At 70.5% G+C, this 18,926-nt stretch carries 19 protein-coding genes; 5 read left to right on the top strand and 14 right to left on the bottom strand.

What is annotated here, in order from left to right:
- Positions 1-7: 7 nt before the first annotated feature.
- A complete protein-coding gene (locus ACIF8T_RS20920; RefSeq protein ID WP_400037585.1) occupies positions 8-1,633 on the bottom strand; it encodes an ABC-F family ATP-binding cassette domain-containing protein in 1,626 nt (541 codons plus the stop codon).
- Between the two features lie 326 nt (positions 1,634-1,959).
- Here ACIF8T_RS20920 and ACIF8T_RS20915 point away from each other — a divergent pair, with 326 nt between their 5' ends.
- Complete coding sequence (locus tag ACIF8T_RS20915; RefSeq protein WP_400037119.1) at positions 1,960-2,613, top strand: GPP34 family phosphoprotein; 654 nt, start codon at positions 1,960-1,962, stop codon at positions 2,611-2,613.
- Between the two features lie 291 nt (positions 2,614-2,904).
- On the opposite strand, the gene ACIF8T_RS20910 is transcribed toward ACIF8T_RS20915, so the two are convergent.
- The 12 genes from ACIF8T_RS20910 to ACIF8T_RS20855 form a co-directional block, all read right to left on the bottom strand.
- Positions 2,905-3,321 carry an SsgA family sporulation/cell division regulator gene (locus tag ACIF8T_RS20910; RefSeq protein WP_400037117.1) on the bottom strand — a complete coding sequence of 139 codons (417 nt, stop codon included), beginning with the start codon at positions 3,319-3,321 and terminating at the stop codon, positions 2,905-2,907.
- A 588-nt stretch (positions 3,322-3,909) separates the two neighbouring features.
- Complete coding sequence (locus ACIF8T_RS20905; RefSeq protein ID WP_400037115.1) at positions 3,910-4,533, bottom strand: LysE family translocator; 624 nt, start codon at positions 4,531-4,533, stop codon at positions 3,910-3,912.
- Positions 4,534-4,776: 243 nt separating this feature from the next.
- The gene (locus ACIF8T_RS20900; protein ID WP_400037113.1) at positions 4,777-5,982 is read right to left on the bottom strand and encodes a cytochrome P450; all 1,206 of its coding nucleotides are present in this window, start codon (positions 5,980-5,982) and stop codon (positions 4,777-4,779) included.
- A 33-nt stretch (positions 5,983-6,015) separates the two neighbouring features.
- The gene (gene ectA / locus ACIF8T_RS20895; protein WP_400037111.1) at positions 6,016-6,555 is read right to left on the bottom strand and encodes a diaminobutyrate acetyltransferase; all 540 of its coding nucleotides are present in this window, start codon (positions 6,553-6,555) and stop codon (positions 6,016-6,018) included.
- Positions 6,556-6,640: 85 nt separating this feature from the next.
- Entirely contained in the window at positions 6,641-7,903 is a 1,263-nt protein-coding gene (gene ectB, locus ACIF8T_RS20890) for a diaminobutyrate--2-oxoglutarate transaminase (protein ID WP_400037109.1), read from the bottom strand.
- Positions 7,900-8,163, bottom strand: a complete 264-nt coding sequence (locus ACIF8T_RS20885) for a phosphopantetheine-binding protein (protein WP_336321851.1) — start codon at positions 8,161-8,163, stop codon at positions 7,900-7,902. Before ACIF8T_RS20885 ends, ectB begins: the two co-directional genes overlap by 4 nt.
- A gap of 52 nt (positions 8,164-8,215) precedes the next feature.
- Positions 8,216-9,766 carry a class I adenylate-forming enzyme family protein gene (locus ACIF8T_RS20880; RefSeq protein ID WP_400037107.1) on the bottom strand — a complete coding sequence of 517 codons (1,551 nt, stop codon included), beginning with the start codon at positions 9,764-9,766 and terminating at the stop codon, positions 8,216-8,218.
- On the bottom strand, positions 9,766-10,695 hold the full coding sequence (locus tag ACIF8T_RS20875) for a holo-ACP synthase (protein ID WP_400037105.1): 930 nt from the start codon (positions 10,693-10,695) through the stop codon (positions 9,766-9,768). Before ACIF8T_RS20875 ends, ACIF8T_RS20880 begins: the two co-directional genes overlap by 1 nt.
- On the bottom strand, positions 10,692-11,978 hold the full coding sequence (locus tag ACIF8T_RS20870; RefSeq protein ID WP_400037103.1) for a type III PLP-dependent enzyme: 1,287 nt from the start codon (positions 11,976-11,978) through the stop codon (positions 10,692-10,694). The genes ACIF8T_RS20875 and ACIF8T_RS20870 overlap by 4 nt, the downstream gene beginning before the upstream one ends.
- A gap of 524 nt (positions 11,979-12,502) precedes the next feature.
- On the bottom strand, positions 12,503-12,790 hold the full coding sequence (locus tag ACIF8T_RS20865; RefSeq protein WP_400037101.1) for a hypothetical protein: 288 nt from the start codon (positions 12,788-12,790) through the stop codon (positions 12,503-12,505).
- Between the two features lie 67 nt (positions 12,791-12,857).
- Positions 12,858-13,835, bottom strand: a complete 978-nt coding sequence (locus ACIF8T_RS20860; protein ID WP_400037099.1) for a LuxR C-terminal-related transcriptional regulator — start codon at positions 13,833-13,835, stop codon at positions 12,858-12,860.
- Between the two features lie 97 nt (positions 13,836-13,932).
- Positions 13,933-14,508, bottom strand: coding sequence for a CGNR zinc finger domain-containing protein (locus tag ACIF8T_RS20855; RefSeq protein WP_400037097.1), 576 nt, complete (start codon positions 14,506-14,508; stop codon positions 13,933-13,935).
- A gap of 308 nt (positions 14,509-14,816) precedes the next feature.
- Here ACIF8T_RS20855 and ACIF8T_RS20850 point away from each other — a divergent pair, with 308 nt between their 5' ends.
- From ACIF8T_RS20850 to mmpA, 4 genes are all read left to right on the top strand, one after another.
- Positions 14,817-15,005, top strand: coding sequence for a ferredoxin (locus ACIF8T_RS20850; protein ID WP_400037095.1), 189 nt, complete (start codon positions 14,817-14,819; stop codon positions 15,003-15,005).
- Complete coding sequence (locus ACIF8T_RS20845) at positions 15,005-16,228, top strand: NAD(P)/FAD-dependent oxidoreductase (RefSeq protein WP_400037583.1); 1,224 nt, start codon at positions 15,005-15,007, stop codon at positions 16,226-16,228. Before ACIF8T_RS20850 ends, ACIF8T_RS20845 begins: the two co-directional genes overlap by 1 nt.
- 118 nt (positions 16,229-16,346) lie before the next feature.
- Positions 16,347-17,078: an endonuclease V gene (locus ACIF8T_RS20840; RefSeq protein WP_400037093.1), complete on the top strand. Its 732-nt coding sequence runs from the start codon at positions 16,347-16,349 to the stop codon at positions 17,076-17,078.
- Between the two features lie 145 nt (positions 17,079-17,223).
- Positions 17,224-17,370 (top strand): morphogenic membrane protein MmpA, encoded by a 147-nt coding sequence (mmpA, locus tag ACIF8T_RS20835; RefSeq protein ID WP_400037091.1) that lies wholly within the window; start codon positions 17,224-17,226, stop codon positions 17,368-17,370.
- Positions 17,371-17,392: 22 nt separating this feature from the next.
- On the opposite strand, the gene ACIF8T_RS20830 is transcribed toward mmpA, so the two are convergent.
- Entirely contained in the window at positions 17,393-18,568 is a 1,176-nt protein-coding gene (locus ACIF8T_RS20830) for a saccharopine dehydrogenase family protein (protein WP_400037089.1), read from the bottom strand.
- Positions 18,569-18,926 lie beyond the last annotated feature (358 nt).

Genomic DNA, 18,926 nt, shown 5'->3' with positions numbered 1-18,926 from the left:
GCCGACGCTAGGCGGGAAACCCGACAGCCTCTGGCGTGATTTCCTTCAGTTCGCCGTCCTCCAGCAGCAGCCACCGCGTGATGCCGACCGAGTCCAGGAACGGCAAGTCGTGACTGGCCACGAGCAGCGCCCCCTCGTACGACTCCAGCGCGGAGACCAGCTGACGGACGCTCGCCATGTCGAGGTTGTTCGTCGGCTCGTCCAGCATCAGCAGCTGCGGGGCGGGCTCCGCCAGCATCAGCGCGGCCAGGGCCGCCCGGAAGCGCTCGCCGCCGGACAGGGTGGCCGCCTTCTGGTCGGCGCGCGCGCCCCGGAACAGGAAGCGGGCCAGCCGCGCCCGGATCCGGTTGTGGGTGGCGCCCGGCGCGAAGCGGGCCACGTTCTGCGCGACGCTCAGCTCGCCGTCGAGGACGTCCAGCCGCTGCGGCAGGAACCGCAGCGGGACGTGCGCCGTCGCCTCGCCCGACACCGGCTCCAGCTCCCCGGCGACGGTGCGCAGCAGGGTCGTCTTGCCCGCGCCGTTGCGCCCGAGCAGCGCGATCCGCTCCGGGCCGTGCAGATCGAGACCGCCCGCCACGCGCGCGCCGTACGCCAGCCGCAGGTCCCGCAGCGTGAGCACGGCCCGGCCCGGCGGCACGGCCGTGTACGGCAGGTCGACGCGGATCTCGTCGTCGTCGCGGACCGCCTCCGCCGCCTCGTCGAGGCGCTCCTTGGCCTCGGCGAGCTTCTCCTCGTGCATGATCCGGTGCTTGCCCGCGGAGACCTGGGCCTCCCGCTTGCGCGCCCCCATGACGATCTTGGGTTCGCGCTTGCTGTCCCACATCTTCTGCCCGTACCGCTTGCGGCGGGCCAGTTTGACCTGGGCGTCGGCCAGTTCGCGCTTCTGCTTGCGCAGGTCGGCCTCGGCGACGCGCACCATGCGCTCGGCGGCCTCCTGCTCCACGGCGAGGGCCTCCTCGTAGTCGGTGTAGGTGCCGCCGTACCAGGTGATCTCCCCGGCGCGCAGGTCGGCGATCTGGTCGACGCGTTCGAGCAGTTCGCGGTCGTGGCTGACCACGACCAGCACGCCCGGCCAGGACTCGACGGCCGCGTACAGCCGCCTGCGGGCGTACAGGTCGAGGTTGTTGGTGGGCTCGTCGAGCAGCAGCACGTCCGGGCGGCCGAGCAGCAGCGCGGCCAGGCGCAGCAGGACGGACTCGCCGCCCGACACCTCGCCGACGGTGCGGTCCAGGCCGATGTGGCCGAGGCCGAGTTCGCCGAGCGTGGCCAGGGCGCGCTCCTCGACGTCCCAGTCGTCGCAGAGGGTCTCGAAGTGCTCCTCGGCCACGTCGCCCGCCTCGATGGCGTGCAGCGCGGCCCGCCGCCCGGCGATGCCGAGCGCCTCGTCGACCCGCAGGGCGGTGTCGAGGGTGACGTTCTGCGGGAGGTGGCCGACCTCGCCGCTGACGCGGACGGTGCCGTCGGAGGGCCTGAGCTCCCCGGCGAGGAGTTTCAGGAGGGTGGACTTCCCCGACCCGTTGACGCCGACGAGCCCGGTCCGGCCCGGGCCGAAGGAGACGTCGAGGCCCTCGAAGACGGGGGTGCCGTCGGGCCAGGTGAACGAGAGGGAGGTGACGGTGAGGGATGCGGACATACGGGCCTCGCGGTTGCTCGCGGCGGTCAGGGGCAAACGCGTATCGAGACACCGCACGACGGCGGGGCGACGGCCGGCAGGAGGGAACCCGGACATCCCCGGAGACACCGGGGGCAGGGGAGAAGCCCTGTTCCGCAAGGACGGCTCGAACGCCGAGGTCGCACGCTGCGCCGGCACCCCACGGGTGCGACGCGGTGTCTCAGGACCTCAGAGGAGCAACGTCCTTCTCCAATCGGCGGCAACAGGACCGCCACACACCGTAGGAGGGGCCCGAACGGCTGTCAACGCGATTACCGCGCCCGCGATCCCGCACCCGAGGAGGTCCCGTGCCCAACGGCCCGCTCTCCCTGCCCGCCCGGCTCTACCTGCTGGCCTGGGACGCCGCGCGCACGGAGGCCGCCGCCCGCCTGCCCCGGCTGGTGCGCACCGGCGCGCTGGTCGAGCTGGCCCGGCTCGGCCTGCTCACCGACGAGGACGGCGTCGTCACCCCCGCCGGCCCGGACGCCCGCACCGGCGACGCGGTGCTCGACGGACTGCTCGACCGGATCCGCGCGTCCCGGCCGCACCGCTGGCGCACCTGGGTGACCCTGCGGGCGCGGGTCACGCTGGACGCGGTCCGGGAGCACCTGGTGGCCGAGGGGTACGTGCGGGCCGTGCGGAAGCGGGTCCTCGGGGTGTTCCCGTCCGTGGAGTACGTCCTCGCGCGCGAGGACGTCGTGGCGGCGCTGCGCGAGGAGGCACGGCTCGTCCTGCGGGGACCCGTCCCGGTCGAGGACGTCCCCGAGCGGGAGGCGGCCCTCGTCGTCCTCGCCGCCGCGGCCCGGCTGCGCACCGTGCTGCCGCCCGGGGAACGCGCCCTGCACCGGGAGCGCCTGGAACGGCTGACCGAACGGGGCGGGGCGGCGGCGCCCGCGCTCCGGGCCGTCGTGCGGGAGCTGCGGACGGCCGTCGTGGAGGGCGTGGCGGCGGCGTCGCGGTGAGAGGCGGGGCGGGGCGCTGGCTCCGGGGTGGGGCGTCGGCTCCGGAGCGCTGACGTCGGACCGGTCCGCGGCCGAGCGCCCGGGAGCGGCTGATGCCCGGGCCCCGTGGGACGGCGGGGGCCGCCCGCTGTGCTCTGTCGCCGGGTGGCGGACCGGCCGCGTCGGGCACCGCTCAGCCGCGCACGCCGTGGTCCGCCGCGCCGCGCGGGAGCTGCTGGGCGCGGGGACGTACGGGGCGCCGCCCGGCGCCGGCGGGCGCCCCGGGCCCACCCGGCCTCCGTCCCGGGAGGATCAGCAGGCGTCCCGCATCAGCTCCGCGAGGTCGTGGTCCAGGTCGAGCTGCAGGTGCTCCAGACCCACCGGCACGAGCTCGCTCGCGGCCCGGAGGAACCGGCGCACCTCGCTGGAGTGCACGTGGACGACGGCGGTGCCCTCGGGGGCGTGGAACTCCAGCACGGTGCGGTCGTAGCCGTACGGCCGCACCCGCACGTCGCCGTGCCCCTGGGGCTCCAGCAGTCCCGCGGCGAGCAGCTCGCGGGCGAACGTCCAGCAGACCTCGACGCCCTCCAGGGTGGCCGGGGCGGGGAAGGTCATGCGGACGGCGAACGGGTCGCTCCGGTCGTAGTGCAGCGTGGCGGGAATGCTCGGCATCCGCGGCGCGGCGGCGACGAGGCGGGCCTCAACGGGCTGCTCGATGACGGTGGACAACACCTTGCTCCCTCGTGACGGCTGGACGGACTTCCGGGCGGGTGCGGCCGGGTACTGGAAGAGACGACGGAATCAGCCAATCCGTGCACACCGAGGGCGAGTGACCTCTGTCACCGCCTTCATGCACACCCGTGCCGCGGCTCTCCCGCGCGCCCGGACGGGCACCCGAGGCGCGCGCCGCACCACCCGTCACGGCTGCGAGGCCCCCGGGACGGCGTCCGCGCCTTGCGGACCGCCGACACCGGCCCGTACGACACCGTGGACCGCGCCGCGCACGGCTGCGGGGGAGCGGGGCCGGGGCGAGGGCACCGGCCGCGCCGCGGAGATCGCCGCGAGCGCCGTGACATCTCCGGCTGTCCTCCGGCACCGAAGTCGGATCGTTCGCCATCGAGGTTGGACCGCGGCCGGTACGGAGGATGGAACAGCTCGGGGCGGCCGCCTGGTCGATTCACACCCTTCCGGGCCGGAAACCAAAGGGTCGCTCTGCCGGTCGTGGCCGGCCTGGAGAAGACCCACCGCGCCGTCACCCGCCGCTGTCATCGCCAAAAACGCGGCTCAGGACACGATCCGCCGCTGGAGCACTGACGGTCAAGCCAGCAGGAACTCGACAAAGATCGTCCCGGCCAGCACGACATAAACGGTGCACGCAAGGTAGTTCAGCACGGCCGTCGCTTTGGTCGAGTCGACAAGACGTGCGTGAAAGAATCCCGCCAGGACTCCGATGCCTCCGTAAAGAATCACCTCCATCAGGATGTCGATCGCACCAAGGAGCGCCATCTGTACTCCCGGGTTGTCCGCGCTTCCGATGAACTGCGGGAGCACCGCGAGGAAAAAGAGGATGATCTTCGGATTCGTGATGCTGACGAGGATGCCTCGCAGATACCAGCGACCCGCCCTGACATCACTGTGCCCGCTGATCGCACGACGCGCATGACGCATCGTCACGTACGCCAACCACAGGAGGTACGCCGCACCTAAAATCCTGATCACGTCCAGCACTAATGGGTGCGATCGGGCGATTTCCCCTATGCCGGCGACGACGGCGGCGGCGTAGGCGCTCATGCCGGTTCCGATGCCGAGGATGGCTTTCACCGCGGACCGGCGACCGCCTTCGAGGCCCACCGCGAGCATGTAGGCCATGTCGGGCCCGGGAGGGCCGAGGAAGAGCAGGATCACTGCCACGTAGCCCGGCAGCACCGTCAGATCCACCATCGTCAGCGACCTCCGTCCCCGGCGTGACGTGCGGCGACTCCGCAGCGCCGGTGGCGATCGCTCCACGCCGGGTTACCGCCGGCGGCGGACGGGCACCCGGTGCCGGCCTTGGAGGGTGTCATGGGACCTCCCAGTCGGGGTAGAACCACCTAAGGAGGTTCCACCATACACGCGAAGCTCCTGATGGACATGGGCGATCGTGCACGCGCACCCGTCCACCAGGAGCTTCACCGTTCGCGGAAATCAGGAACGCGGGGTGAACGTGATCGGCAGTTTCCTCGCACCCGTGTTTCCGGAGTCGGGCAGCCACTCGGCGCCTTCCCCCACGCGCAGATCGGTCATCCGCGCAGCCAGCGCCGAGAGGGCCACATTGATGTCCGCCCTGGCGACGAAGTGCCCCAGGCAATGGTGCAGGCCGCCACCGAACGCGAAATGAGGCGAGCGATCGGCGTCGAGGTCGATGCGGTCCGGGTTGTCGAATTCGGCGGGATCGGTGGCCGACGAGAGGGTGAACAGGTGGACTGTTGTGCCCTTCTCGATCGTGCGCTCCTTGTGCGGGAACGTCTCCGCCGCTTCGCGCGTGATCCACCGGCCGATCGGATTGATGCGGAGCACTTCTTCGACCGCCTTGACGGAGTAGCGGTCCGGGTCCGCGGCCAGCTTCTCCCACTGATCCGGCTGCCTCGAGAACGATTCGACAGCCAAAGCCAGTTGGTTCCGCGTCGTGTCGATCCCCGCGAAGATGAGCAGGATGATGAGATTGATCAGTTCCTGATCCGAGAGCCTGCCGTCGTCCTCGTCCCTCGTTTCCACCAGGGTGCTGAGGATGTCGTTCCGAGGCGACTCCCTCCTGCTCCTGACCAAAGACTCCGCATACCGGGTGAGTTCGACGACGGCTTCGTCGATCTGTGCGATGTTCTCCTGGATGGAGATGCCGAGACCGAGCCCGATCGTGGACGCCAGCTCATTGATCTTCTTCCAGTCGCGCTCGTCGATGCCCAGCATCATGCACAGGATCCTGGTCGCGTACGGCGCCGCGAAGCGACTGGCGAACTCTGTCTGCCCGTCGTCGATCCATTCGTCGATCAGGCTGTCCGCCAGGGCTCGGAACCGGGCGTGCAACGGCTCTATCCGGCGCGGAGAGAACGCGGGGTTCACCAGGCGCCGGATCCTGTTGTGCTCGTCGCCCTCCAGCACCAGCAGGGTCTTCTTCCACCAGCCGTCGAAGTGCCCCTCGACCACTCCGTGCTGGGCCGGCCACTTGGCCGACCCCTGCGTCAGGCGGGGGTTCTTCAGCAGGAAACTGCTGTCCTCGTAGGAGAGGACGGCGATGCCCCAGTCGGTTTCTGCGTACCAATGTGCAGCTCGCGCCTTCCGCACCTCTTCCGAGTCCATGCGAAAGTACTTGTCGTTGATGTCGAGGTGCAGAGGTGTGGGTTGCTGCGCCATGGAAACGACTCCTGATCGTCGGGCACCGCGGAATCAACCGGCGGTCAACGGGCCGATGCGGTGGAGGACCTCGTCGTGGTGGCCGCCGGGGAACAGGCTGCCGGGGAACAGCACGCGGGTCTCGATGGGGGCCGAGTGCTTCTTGGCGAACTGCTTCAGCACCATGAGGATCGCCTTGTTCTCGGCGGAGACCGTGGCCTCGACGTACCGGGCGCCGTGGGCCACCTGCTGGTCGGCCGCGGCCTGGAAGAGCTTCACCCCGAGGAAGGGGATGCCGTGGCGCGGGTTGACGGCGGTCTGCCAGACGAAGTAGGTCTCGGGCTCGTCGGGGCGGCGGTAGCCGGTGAGGAAGCCGACGATCTCGTCGTCCACGGTCGCGACCAGCGAACCGTCGGTGAAGTCCCGGAACCACAGCGTGTAGTAGTAGATGCTGTTGGAGTCCAGGCCGGGGGTGTTCTCGACCAGTTTCCACACGGCCGGGCCGTCCTCGGGCACCGGTGCGCGGAAGACCGCCTGCTTGTTCGCGACGGTGCCCTGGTCCGCATCGGCCGCGCGGGCAGCGCTGATCGTCATGGTCGGACCGCCTCGGTCTCTGTCAGCAGCGGGTGGGCCATCATGGCGGGGTGGGTCCTTTCTCCGTCGGGGGTGCCGGGCGTGGTCATGCCGTCTCGTGGACGGCGCGCTGCACGATGCGCAGTCCTCGGTCGAGTTCGCCGCCGGTGATGGTCAGCGGGGGCAGCAGCTTGAGGACCTGGCCATGTGCTCCGGAGGTCTCCGTGAGCAGCCCGAGGTCGAAGGCTCGGCGTGCGGCGCGGCCCGCGTGCCGGGGGTCGGAGAGCTCCAGGCCCCATACCATCCCGCGGCCGCGGTAGGCGGATCCGCTGTGGTACGCGGCGGTGTCGCGCAGCGCCGCTTCGATGGTCTGGGCGTGTGCCAGGGTCTGCTGCTTCAGCCTGTCGTCGGCCCAGTAGGTGTTGAGGGCGGCGGTCGCGGTGACGAAGGCCGGATTGTTGCCGCGGAACGTGCCGTTGTGCTCGCCCGGCTCCCAGACGTCCAGCTCCGGCTTGAACAGGCACAGCGACATCGGCAGGCCGTAGCCGCTGATGGACTTGGAGACGGTGACGATGTCCGGGGTGATGCCGGCCTCCTCGAAGGAGAAGAACGCCCCGGTGCGGCCGCAGCCCATCTGGATGTCGTCGACGATCAGCAGCATGTCGTGCTGCAGGCAGAGCCGGGCGAGGCCACGCAGCCACTGCGGGCGAGCCACGTTGATGCCGCCCTCGCCCTGGATCGTCTCCACGATCACCGCGGCCGGCCTGTCCAGCCCCGACCCGTGGTCCCGGAGCACCTGCTCGAACCACAGGAAGTCGGGTGTCTTCCCGCCCATGTAGTGGTCGAAGGGCATGGCAGTGGTGTGCACGAGCGGTACGCCGGCGCCGGCCCGCTTGAAGGCGTTGCCGGTCACCGCCAGGGAGCCCAGCGACATGCCGTGGAAGGCGTTGGTGAAGGAGACGACCGTCTCGCGCCCCTTGACCTTGCGCGCCAGCTTGAGGGCGGCCTCGACGGCGTTGGTGCCGGTCGGGCCCGGGAACATCACCTTGTAGGGCAGGTCCCGCGGGCGCAGGATCACGTTCTGGAAGAACTCGAGGAACGCGCGCTTGGCCGTGGTCGACATGTCCAGGCCGTGGGTGACCCCGTCGCGCTCCAGGTAGTCGAGCAGGGCGCGCTTCAGCACCGGGTTGTTGTGGCCGTAGTTGAGGGATCCGGCGCCGGCGAAGAAGTCCAGGTACTCGTGCCCGTCCTCGTCGTACATCCGGCTGCCCTGCGCCCGGTCGAACACGGTGGGCCAGCCGCGGCAGTAGCTGCGTACCTCCGACTCCAGGGTCGTGAAGACGCTCAGGTCGGGCTGGATGAGCGTCATGCCGAGACCTGCTCGAGCCGGGTGCGCAGGACGAAGTCGGTGAAGGTGTCCACCGAGACGAAGTCGTCCGCGTCCAGGTCCTCCGGGTCGACGACCAGGCCGATGGAGTCCTCCAGGGCCATCAGCATCTCGAGCATGGTGGTCGAGTCGAGGTGCAGGTCGTCGAAGAGCTTCACGTCGCCGGTGAGACCGGTGACGGGGCGCTCGAGGACGTCGGTGAGGGCGTTCTCGAGGGCGGTGACAACGTTCTGGCGATCCATGGTCATGTCCTTGTGTGGAGTGAGGAGTTGCTGCGGTCGGATGGGAAGCGGATCAGTGGGCGAGGCCGGCCCGCGGGGCCTCGGCGGTGACCGGGGCGGCCGGCGGCCGTTCGATCAGGACGGCCAGCTTCTTGCGGTCGACCTTGCCGTTGCCGTTGGTGGGCAGGGCGTCGAGGCGGACGCAGTGCCGCGGGATCTTGAAGGGCTCGATGTGGTCGCGCATGCCCTCGCGCACCTCGTCCGCGGTGATGTCGGCGACCACCGCGAGGAGCGCGCCCCGCCTGCCCTCGGGCGGCAGTACGGCGGCCGAGGTCACCCCGTCGACGCGGGTCGCGGCGGCTTCCACCTCGGTGGCGCTGAGACGGAATCCCCGCTCCTTGTACAGGTCGTCCCGGCGGCCGGAGAAGTAGAGGTAGCCCTCCTCGTCCAGCCGGCCGTAGTCGCCGGTGCGCAGCTCGGGGAACAGCCCCTCCGCGCGGGGGAAGCGCTCGGCGGTCAGCTCGGGGCGTTTCCAGTAGCCCGCCATGACGTTCGGGCCGCGCACGACGAACTGGCCGATCTGTCCGGGAGGCAGCCGGTTCCCGTCGTCGTCGATGACGAAGACCTCGGTGCCCGGGAGCGGCAGTCCGCAGGATCCCGGACGGTCGAGGTCTCCGTCCGGCGGCATGATCGCCGTCCGCTTGCACTCCGTGAGGCCGTACATGACCTGGATCCTCAGCCGGGGCAGTGCGGCGCGCAGCGCGCACATGGTGGCTTCGGACAGGGCCGCTCCGGTGTTGGTCAGCAGCCGCAGCCGGCTCGGTCCTCCGCTGCTGCGGCGCAGCAGCCAGCCGAGCCGATCGGCGATGGAGGGCACGGCGGGCAGCACGGTCGCCCCGGCTTCCTCCAGGCTGCGCAGCAGCGGGGGACCGACCTCGGCGACCGTGCCCAGGTGCAGCCGGGCGCCGCTCAGTGCCGCGAGGTAGACCTGGTAGAGGCCGTAGTCGAAGGAGAGCGGCAGTGGGCAGTACACGACGTCGTCGCTGCGGTACCGCAGGCACTCCTGGATCGCGGAGACGGCGAAGAGCACCTGCTGGTGGGTGCTGACCACGGCCTTGGGCAGCGAGGTGGTACCCGAGGTGTAGATCAGGCTGACCGGGTCCACGGCCAGGGCGCTCCGGCCAACGGGGGTGAGCGACACGTCGGTGTCCGTGTCGAGCGCGGTCCGGACGAGCTCGTCGAGCCCGAGGAACCGCACGCCGTGCTCGGCGGCGGTCCGTCCCGCACCGGGATCGTCGGAGACCAGCAGCTTGGGTTCGCAGTCCCGCAGCACGTGTTCCAGAGGCCCGCCGCGCACCTGTTCGTGCAGCACGCTGGAGACGGCGCCCAGGCGGGAGGCCGCGTAGAGCAGCACGGCGATGCCGATCCCGTCGGCCGCGGTGACGACGATCCGGTCGCCGCGCCGCAGCCCTTCGCGGTGCAGGAGTGCGGCCGCCCTGGTGCTGGCGGCGGCGAGTTCTCCGTAGGCCAGGCTGCGGTTCTGCGAACTCAACGCGGCAGACCAGGGGCTGCGGTCGGCGGCCGCATCCAGCAGTTCGTGCAGCAGCTGCGCTGTACGGGCCATCAGGTCTCCTCGGCAACGGGGTCGGGGGCGGTCGCCGTGTCCGTCCTGCGGAAGGGGACGACCGTGGTGGCGGTGGCGGAGCAGACGAGCTGGGGGGCGTCGAGCACCGCGGCGGCGCTCTCTCCCGTTCCCGGGTGGGCGCTGAGGACCTTGTGCGCCTCGAGTTCGACCACCCGGCGCAGCCTGGTCCGCCGTACCAGTCGTCCGCGTGCCTCGATGTAGTCGCCCGGCTTCACGGGCGCGGCGAAGCGGACGTCGCTGTACTGGGCCAGCAGCCCCTCGTCGCCGTCGGTGCGGATGGTGATCTCGGTGACCAGGTCGCCGAACAGCCGCAGGATGCGGGCGCCGTCCACCAGGTCGCCCCCGTAGTGGGCTTCCTCCTGGCCGACTCGTACGCGGAGGAAGGCCGTGGCCTCCGGGGTCGGTTCACCGCGGGCACTCTGCCGGGCGGGGGCTGTCGTGTGGATGCTGGGCGGCGACACGGCGTCGGGCTCCTTCGGTTCTGTGGATGCTGTTCGTCCGTCTTCGGCCGCCGCACCGCCGGCGCCGGGGGTGCCGAGGGCGACCGCGGCCACGACGGTCTGTTTGTGGGTGATGGACACCGAGACGGAGGGCGGGGCCAATCGGGCGGCTCTCCCGCGGAAGCGGACGACGGGGGCGCCGTGCGGTGTGTGCTCCACGCATATCTCCCGCGGCGCCACGCCCTGGAGGAAGCCCCTGCCCAGGACCTTGAGGACGGCCTCCTTGGCGGCGAAGCGGCCCGCGAGGAACTCCAGGCGCCGATGGCCGCCGAGGGTCTCGGCGTGGGCCAGTTCCTCCGGGGCGAAGCTGAAGCGCAGGAACCAGGGCCGCTCGACCAGGCGGCGGAGTTCCGAGCAGTCGAGGACGTCCACTCCGACCCGGACGGCCCGGTGTGCCGCGGCGGTCATCCGGACGCTGTGCGGAAGCCGACGAGGTGCTGCTTGGCCAGCAGATCCTCCGGGGTGTCGCGTTCCCGGACCAGATGGGCCCGCCCGCCGTGCACCATCACCTCGGCCGGGAAGCCGTGACTGAGGAAGAGTCCGGGTGAGGCGGTGGGCCCGTAGGCCCCGGACCGCTCCACTGCCAGCAGATCCCCCGGCCGCACCTCCGGCAGCCGGACCTTCTTGGCGATGACGTCGTTGGGTGTGCACAGCGGCCCGGTCACGCTGTAGGGCCGCAGCGCTCCGGCAGCCCGGTTCCCCACGTGGCGGATCGGGAAGTTGCGCTTGACGAAGCTCCCGACACCGACGGCGGCCATGTGGTGGTTGGTGCCGCCGTCGGCGACCACGAAGCTCTCCCCCATGGAGTTCTTCACATAGCGGGCCCGGATGAGGTAGGTGCCGGCCACGGCCGTCAGGAACCGGCCCAGCTCCATGATCATCCGGCAGTGCGGGTTGCGCGTGGAGAAGGCGGAGAGAACGTCCGCCAGTCCGGTTCCCAGCGCGGCGAGGTCCAGGTCCTCCTCGTTCTCGAAGTAGGCGACGCCGAGTCCGCCGCCGAAGTCCACGGTCTCCAGGGGGAAGCCGAGGCGTCCGGCCAGATCCTCCGCGGTGGCGAGGATCTGCCGGGTGTTGTGGACGACGTCTTCGTGGTTCAGGAACCGTGTCCCCATGTAGGCGTGCACCCCCTTCACCCGGATGTGGCGCAGGGCGGCGAGCCGGTGCTTGGAGTCACGCAGTTCGGCTTCGTCGATGCCGAACTGCCGGGGCTTGCCCCCCATGGCCAGTCCTGACCCCTTGCTGCCGAAGGCAGGGTTTACTCGCAGGAGCACCGGGAACTCGTCGCGGCCGACGGCCGCCAGCAGCGAGTCCAGGAAGTCGAGTTCGTCCAGTGATTCGCAGACGATCGCGTGGATTCCGGCTTCGATGCACGCGGTGAGTTCTCGCTCGTCCTTGCCGGGGCCGAGGAAGATGACGTCCTGGGGCGCGACCCCGGCTCGCAGAGTGGTGACCAGTTCGGCGAAGGAGGAGACCTCGGCGCCGGCACCGAACGAGTTCAGCAGTGCGCAGACACTGACGTTCGGGTTGGCTTTGAGCGAGTAGAAGACATCGACATCGGCGGGGAGCACGCCGCGCAGCTCGCGGTACGTGTCTTCCAGGACGTCCGCGTCGTAGACGAACAGCGGGGTGCCGAACTCCTCGGCGAGTGCCGCCAGCGCATTGCCTTGAATGTGGTCGTTCGAGGTGGCCATGCAATCACTGCCATCCGCCGTCATCGAGCCGGCGGCCTAAGGTCGGCTCCTTCGTGGGTGAGCTGCCTGGGGTGGATGTCCGTTCTTTCATTGCTCGCCTCTCTCACTGGTTCGTTGTCCAGCAATCACGATTCTGCGAGCTCTCGCGCGGCGAAGGAAGAACTGACGGGTGGACTGAATGGGTCCTGACCTATTCAGGCCCTTGGGCGGACTTGGTTTCCGGTCCATGGGTCGCCGGCGACCGCGATATTCCCCGTGCACACTGAATCAAACTTATGAAAAAACCTGTTTTCCGCGGTGGTGAACGGGCGCGGCGGCGCCGGTCGAGCGTGCGTGACGGCATGCGGGCGAAGGCCGCCGAGGACATGCGCACGGAAGAGGCACGGCCGCACGGGGCCTTGTGTCTCGGCCGCCCGCGCAGCACGCACGGACGCGCCCCGGAGAAGACCGCCGAGCGGGGCGCGTGGTCATCCTGCTCGCCGGCAGGGACACCCTGGTACGGATCGGATCAGGGTGAGGAGATCTCAGTCCAACTCGTAGCGCATCAGCGGCGCTTCAGCGCGTCGCAGGCACCATTCGGCCAGTTGAGGGCAGGCAGCGACCGCGCGCGCCCAGATCTGCTCCGCGGTCGACTCGGCCTCGTTCAGGGACGAGACGCGGAGGAAGAGGCCGATGACGGGGTGAGGCCGTGACTGGAGGTGCACGCTGACGTGTTCCAGGACGTCCGGTGCGGTGGCTTCCAGCATCTGCCTGATCTCAGCAGGCAGGGGGGCGTCGCCTGGAGGGGAGACAGCGAGATGGACGAGGTACATGAGGCAACTGTCCTATTCGGATCGTCAATCCCTTCCAGTGGTTGTCGACCAGCGACCACATGGACCGTCATGGCCGGATGAGCCCCCTCGCGACCGCGTGGACGCCGGCCTGGAAGCGGCTTCGCGCGCCGAGGTGGTCCATGAGTTTCGTGGCGATGCGGCGTGCCGTGCGAGCCGACACACCCAACCGCGCCGCGACGGATTCGTCGGTGTGCCCTTGGGACAACAGCCGCAGGACTTCCGTCTGCTGCGGATTCAGCCTCCGCGCATCCGCGGGTAAGGCGGTCGTGCCCATCGGCCGGGCGGACTGCCAGACGCAATCGAACAGGGCGTACAGCGACGAGACCACTCCTGGCGTCTGCAGCACCACTGCCCCGGCAGCGGTGTCATCGCAGTCGGCGGCGACGACGGCGACCCTCCGGTCGCAGATGATCATGCGGTTCGGTAAGGAGGGGACGGTCCGTATTCGCCCGCCGAGCGCGGCCAGCCACTCCGCGTGCGCCACCGTGGCGGGGTCGTTGCGGGCGCTGTCCAGGTAGACGGTGCGCATCCGCACCCCGCGCTCGAACAGGCTCTCGGCGAGCGGCCGCGAACTGCGCACGTTGGCCGCGGTCTGGGCTCCGCCCGGAGCGAAGGTCAGCAGTTCGTCCTCGACCCTGTCGTACAGGGTCGCCAGGTAGTCGCGGACGCAGTCGACCCCGTTCAGGCGAAGCGACTCCTCCCTGTCCTGGGCGAACTCCGACTTGAGGCGCACGGCGGCGGCCTGAGCCTCTTGCACACGTTTCTGCTGCGCGGCGAGCTCGGCTCGTTGCCTTGCCAGCAGGATGTCTGCGGCCAGGTGCGGGTCGACTGCGTGGAAATTCCGGGGATCCTCGGAGGAACTCCGTATCAGGGCCAGTTCGCTGAGGGTGTCGAGTGCCGTCACCACCACCTGCTCGGTCAGCCGGAGGCGGCGCATCAGCTCGGCCACACCGTCCTGCGGGTGCGCCAGCATCTCGCGGTAGACCACCTCGGACGTGGCGTCCATTCCCAGAACATCGAACATGCGATTCCCCCTTTTGAGCAGCGTGCGGTGGCGAGACTACGGAGGGCGGGAGTCTTGGTGCTGCGAAGTCACGACGACCGGCGACCGGACAGCACGGTCAGTCGGCAAGGCTCGACTGCTTGCGCTTGTTGGCGAGGAAGCGTGCCTTTTTCTCACGATTCCCGCACGTGTTCATGTCGCACCATCTGCGGGTGTGGCCGCGACTGGTGTCGACGAACGCGGCCTGGCACGTCGGCGACGCGCACAACGAAATCTTTCCTTCTCGTTCTCCCGAGAGGAGGCTGATCGCATCGGCGGCGATCACACTGAGCGCGTCCTCCACGGAAGCGGAACCCAGCCGCCACTCCCGGCTGCCCCCGGGCGTCAGGATCGCCGAGGCCAGACCGTGAGTACTGCAGTCATTGATGACTCGGACGGCTGAAGAGGGGAGCGGTTCCTGGTTCGCGACGGCGGTGGCAGCCGCGTGAATGGATTCCCGCAGCTCCCGGGCGTGATCGAGCTGGGCTCGGCTGCAGGAGTCGACGACGAGTCCATGGATTGCCAGCCAGTCCGTGAGCCGGGACGGCACAGGAATGCGCTCCAGCGCCTCGCCGTAACGCTCCGACAGGGTCCCTGTGAAGCTGGTCGCCAGCACCTTGCCCAGGCGGAATTCGGGAAAATACACCACGGCCATGGAACCACCTTAGCCGGTTGCCCCCTGTGTCGCAAGCATGCGAGAACCCCGCAGATGGTTCTATGTGACTCGGGAATTTCCCCCACCCCCCAAGGCCGGCAACGGGTGCCCGGCCGCCGGTCGAGGAAACCCGGCGCGCGGCGCCGGCTGTGCCGAACCGGCCCCCGGACGGCCCGCCACGGGCCTGAACAGGCCAGGACCGCTTCAGGCCACCCGTCACTTCTTCCTTCGCCGTGCGGAGGCTCGTAGGGTCGTGATCGCCGGAGAATGGACCGGCGAAAGGGACGAGCGACGGAAGACCGGGGACCATGAAGATTTTTGTCGACAGGGTCAAGTGCCAGAATCATGGGCAGTGCGCGATCTCGGCCCCGACCAATTTCGAGCTCGACGCCGACGGGGAGCTTCAATACCAGGAGGCGTTCGACGAGGAGAACGTCAGCGATATCGAGGACGCTGTCGACTCCTGCCCTCTGCAAGCGATCTTCCTGAAATCGTGATGCCGCCGGTGGCCGGTGGGCGGCCGCTCATCGGCGTGGTCGGCTCCGGTATAGCCGGCCTGCGAGCGGCCGACGCGATGCTCAAATGCAAGGCCGACGCCAGGATCGTCGTCTTCGGGGACGAGACTCACCGCACCTACAACCGGCCGGGTCTGACGAAGAAGCGGTATCCCCTGTCGGACGCCCTCGACATGACGATCGCCGAGGACGTGAAGGTGCGTGGAGCCGAGAACGACGCTCTGACCTGGCGCCTCGGCACCAGGGTCGAGACCGCGGACCTGCGTGACAGGATTCTGCACCTGAGCACGGGCGAGACATTCGAGTACGACGGTCTGGTGATCGCTGCGGGGGTGCGCCCGCGCACCTCGGTCTGGGGCAACGGGCAGTGCGGACTTCATACGCACCGGACCCTGCGTGGCCTGGGCGATGCACGGTACATCCACCATCGGCTCCAGGCGAGCGAAAAGGTCACGATAACAGGCGCCGGATTCGTTGCTTGCGAGCTTGCTTCACTGGCCAGGGAGTACGGCTGTGAAGTCCTCATGCTGGAAACGGTGCGGCGCGGGCCGTTCGAAAGCATCCTGGGGGAGCGTGTTTCGGTGGCGCTCGGCCGCTGGCTCGTCCGGCATGGCATCACGTTCCTGACGGGCGACCCCGCGAGGGAACTGCTCTGTGATGTGAAACCGTCGGATCCGGAGCCCTCGTCCGGTCGATCCCTTTTCATCGAGGCGATCGGCAGCGTTCCCAATGTGGAATGGCTGCACGGAAACGGCCTGGACCTGTCCGACGGGGTGCGCGTCGACGAGTACATGCGTGTGTCACCGTGGGAGAACGTGTTCGCGGCCGGGGACATCGCTCGTTACCCCGACCCGTGGACGGCCGGGAACCTTACGCGCAGGGAGTTCTGGAAGAACGCGATCGACACCGGTGATCTCGCGGGCAGGTCCCTGGCGTCGTCCTTGGGGTACGGCTCGGTGACCTCCCGGATCGGCTACTTCCCCAGCATGTCCACGGAAGTACTCGGACTGCGTATCCAGATCGCCGGCAATCCGAGGACGTCGGATTCGATGGAGATCGTCCGCGGGGATCCGGACCGACCGGAGCAGGGAGTGCTCGTCGCCTACCTCCGGGAAGGCGCCACGGTCGGGGCTGCCTACCTGGACAAAGGCGCCCGGTTCAACAGTGCCTATATAAAGCTCTTGAGGTCGTTGAGAGAGCGCTGAACGGCCGGGCCGCGCGAGGCGACGGACGGCGTCCGGCGGGCCCCGCGGTGACCGCGGGCCGGCTCCCGGCCCCCGGCGCCCGCGCGGCGGCGCCGGGGACCGTAGGCTCGGGGCCACGATGACGACCGTACGCATTCCCGCGGGATGGCCCGCGACCGAGGAGCAGGCCCGCGCCGTCCAGGACGAACTGCGCCCGCGCGTGGTGCTCGACGAGCCGGGCCCGGCGCCCGGCACCGGCCACGTCACCGGGGTCGACGTGGCGTACGACGACGAGCGGGACCTCGTCGCGGCCGCCGCGGTGGTGCTGGACGCGGCGACCCTCGACGTGGTCGCCGAGGCGACCGCCGTCGGCCGGGTCTCCTTCCCCTACGTCCCCGGGCTGCTCGCCTTCCGCGAGATCCCCACCGTGCTCGCCGCCCTCGACGCGCTGCCCTGCCCGCCCGGCCTGGTGGTCTGCGACGGCTACGGCCTCGCCCACCCCCGCCGCTTCGGCCTCGCCAGCCACCTCGGCGTCCTCACCGGCCTGCCCGTGATCGGCGTCGCCAAGAACCCCTTCACCTTCACCCACGACGACCCGGCCGCACCGCGCGGCAGCACCTCCCCGCTGCTCGCCGGCACCGAGGAGGTCGGACGCGCCCTGCGCACCCGCGACGCGGTCAAGCCGGTCTTCGTCTCCGTCGGCCACCGGGTGAGCCTCGCCAACGCCTGCGCCCACACCCTCGCCCTCACCCCGGAGTACCGCCTGCCGGAGACGACCCGCAGGGCGGACGCCCTGTGCCGCCGGGCCCTGCGCGAGGCGGCCGGCACACAGAGCCCCCTCGACCCGGCGGAGGACCCGGCACGGCCGTAGGCGCGGCCCGCCGGACCTGCCCGCCGGACCGGCCCGCGGAGGCCCCGCCCGGTCCTCTCTCCCCGTACTCACCCGCCGGTCTGGGTACCGCTCCTGAGTACTCGTACGGATGTGCGGCCACGGGCCCGGTCGGCAGGCTGGGCGCATGCCCACACACCGTGCTCCCGAGCCCGTCGCCCACCCCGTCCAGCCCGTCGAGCGGGCGGTGACCGTCGGGCTGGTCCTCGCCGTCCTGGCCGGGCTGGCCTGGATCGTCGGAATGATCTACACGCTGCTGGAGTGGCCGGTCTGAGGGCCCGGCGCAAGCGGACCGTTCAGCGGCTCGCCGCCACCCGGAAGCGGATCCCCGCCGCGCTCAGCCGCTCGATCAGCGCGTCGCCCATCGCCACCGCCGTGGTGACCTGCCCGGCCGTCGGCGGCAGGTCGTCCAGGGCCAGGGACAGGGCCGACTCGGCGAACATCTTCGCCGTCTCGTCGTAGCCGGGGTCGCCGCCCGCCACCTCCGTGCACACCCGCCGCCCGCCGCCCTCGCCCACGAACCGCACCGAGAACCAGCTCCTGGCCCGCCTCGCCTCGTCCGGCCCCTGGCCGGGCCGGAGCCGGCCGGACAACCAGCGCCGGGCGGGCGGCAGTTGGGCCGCCGCGACCAGCGCGCCGACGGCCGCGGCCCCGCCCACCGCGACGGGCAGGTGCCGGACGGCCGCGTAGTGCCGGTAGCGGAAGTCCGGCCCGTACCGCTCCAGTGCCTTCGCCGACCGCCGCACGATCTGCGGGTCGATGGTCGGCAGCGGCAGCGCCCACGCGCCCACCTCCGGCGCGAAGCGCGGCGCGCCGGTGGGCGCCGACGCCCGGCGGCCCACCAGCCGCGGCTCGTGCCGCCCGCGGTCCCGGGCGGCGGCCCGCACCTGCCGGGGACGCGCGAACTGGCCCAGGGCCGAGGCGAAGGTGCCGCCGGAGAAGGCCGCGTCGACGGTGACGAAACCGTCCACGGTCAGCGGCACGCCCTCCGGCAGCCGCCGGACGGTGAAGTACACCCCCAGGTCGTGCGGGACCGAGTCGAAACCGCAGGCGTGCACCAGGCGCGCGCCGGTCTCCCGCGCGCGTGCGTCGTGGCGCACGTACATCAGGTCCACGAACTCCGGTTCGCCCGTGAGGTCGAGGTAGTCGGCGCCGGTGTCCGCGCAGGCGGCGACCAGCTCCTCGCCGTACGTCACGTAGGGGCCCACCGTGGTGGCCACCACGCGCGCGTGCTCGGCGAGTCCGCGCAGCGAGGCGGGGTCGGACACGTCGGCCCGCAGCACCCCGGGCCCGGCGCCGGGCAGCCGCTCCCGCAGCCGCTCCAGCTTCTCCCGGCTGCGGCCCGCGATCGCCCAGCGCAGTCCTTCGGGCGCGTGGGCGGCGAGGTACTCCGCGGTGAGCGTCCCCACGAAGCCGGTGGCTCCGAAGAGCACGATGTCGTACGGACGGTCCGTCCTGTTCAGCCTGCTCATGACACCCCTCGGTCGTGCAGCCCGCGCCGCTGTCGGTGGCTGAGGCTAGCGTGAGGGGAGCGGAACGCGACGAGGAGGCCGGAGGAAAGCGGTGGCGGTGGCCGGGAACGCCCTGAAGAAGGGGAAAAGGCGCGCGTTCGCCCTCGGGCCGCCCGGTCCCGTGGAGCAGTCCCCCCGGGGAGACCGGCGCGCCCGCCGGGCGACCGGCCGGGCGACCGGCCGGGAGAGCCGCCGCCTCGTCGCGTCCGAACGGCTGATGGCCGAACCGGACGGGCGCCGAGCCCGGCGGCACCCCACAATGGACTAAGCGCTTGCTCGCCCGGACCCTTGTGCCGGGTGGAACACGTTCTTAGCATCA

The organism is Streptomyces sp. NPDC085946, from assembly GCF_044540485.1.
In the GTDB taxonomy this organism is placed as follows: Bacteria; Actinomycetota; Actinomycetes; order Streptomycetales; family Streptomycetaceae; genus Streptomyces.
The sequence above is the reverse complement of the archived record's forward strand: the minus strand, read 5'-3'. Positions and strand labels throughout refer to the sequence as shown.